1 protein-coding gene is annotated in these 1,116 nt (G+C 31.7%); it reads left to right on the top strand.

What is annotated here, in order from left to right; all coding sequences use genetic code 11:
* Positions 1–289: 289 nt before the first annotated feature.
* Positions 290–847, top strand: a complete 558-nt coding sequence (locus BBROOKSOX_RS11400) for an N-acetylmuramoyl-L-alanine amidase (RefSeq protein ID WP_180324041.1) — start codon at positions 290–292, stop codon at positions 845–847.
* Positions 848–1,116: the final 269 nt, after the last annotated feature.

The following is a 1,116-nucleotide window of genomic DNA, read 5'->3' as shown; positions in this document are numbered from 1 at the left end:
ATTGCGTATATTTTTGCATGTTTCACTCCTTTTTCTTGTCGGATTAAAGAGTGGTTAATATACCCTTTGACCGACTAATTGTGTGTTGCACTTATGATGTGAATCTAAGAACTTGGAAACTTGTTAAAAACATACTTAGTCCTCAGAGGATTCCCGTGTATTGCCAGCCATGCAAAAGTCTCTTGAAAAATAGCATGATTTCCATTATGAAATACCGGTTTACACTTAAATTTGTGATTTTTTTACGGTGACTTTTTTATTGTGTTATATGTTATTAGTTGGTTTAAATATGGAAAATTCTGAAACTCCCTCTATCCATCAGGATTATCAATCAACTAATTTTAATTCTAGAATAAAGCAAATAATCATTCATTATACTGTTGCTGATACCCAGAATTCTTTTGAAGAATTGTTGGGAAAAGATAAACATAGGGAAGTTAGCTCTCATTATTTAATCAACAATCAAATAAGCGACAAATATCCTTATCTGATTTATCAATTAGTGCCAGATTCCAAGCGTAGTTGGCATGCTGGTGTGAGTAATTGGCACAATGATTCTGATTTAAATAATTCCTCCATTGTGATAGAAATTGTTAATAAAGATGGTAATTTGCACCCTTTTTCAAATAAACAAATTTCAGCGGTTATATTTTTAGTTAAGAAATTGAAGCGGCGCTACAAGGTTAAAGATGTCAATATTGTAGGTCACTCTGATATTGCTCCTGCTAGAAAAATAGATCCTGGAAAATTATTTCCATGGAAAAGACTTGCTGAAAATGAGGTGTCTGCTTGGTATGATGAGTCTGACATTAATCAGTTTTCTCTTGTTATTAAAAAAAGTCCCTAATTATAATCAAGTTAAAAAACTTTTAATTGAATATGGTTATTATTTAGTCGCCCCTTAAAAACCACTCCAAACAAACCAAAACCACCCATTTTTCCAGCCATCTAATACCAAATTCAAAAAACAACTAAACCAAAAAACTCCACTCTCTACTACACAAATTTTTAATAAAACCATCCTCACTTAGTATTTCATTCCAAGCCTGGCAAGATCTTTCAATAACATCATCATAATTTTGGAATGTAGTATTAGACAAGAATCTTTGTTTAATC

It is taken from the genome of bacterium endosymbiont of Bathymodiolus sp. 5 South (assembly GCF_900128535.1).
Taxonomy (GTDB): Bacteria; Pseudomonadota; Gammaproteobacteria; order PS1; family Pseudothioglobaceae; genus Thiodubiliella.
Note: the sequence above shows the minus strand (reverse complement) of the source record. Positions and strands in the feature narration are given on the sequence as shown.

What these genes read in the sequence shown, in the direction of transcription:
- BBROOKSOX_RS11400 (WP_180324041.1), top strand. Translation starts at nt 290, where the DNA reads ATGGAAAATTCTGAAACTCCCTCTATCCATCAGGATTATCAATCAACT.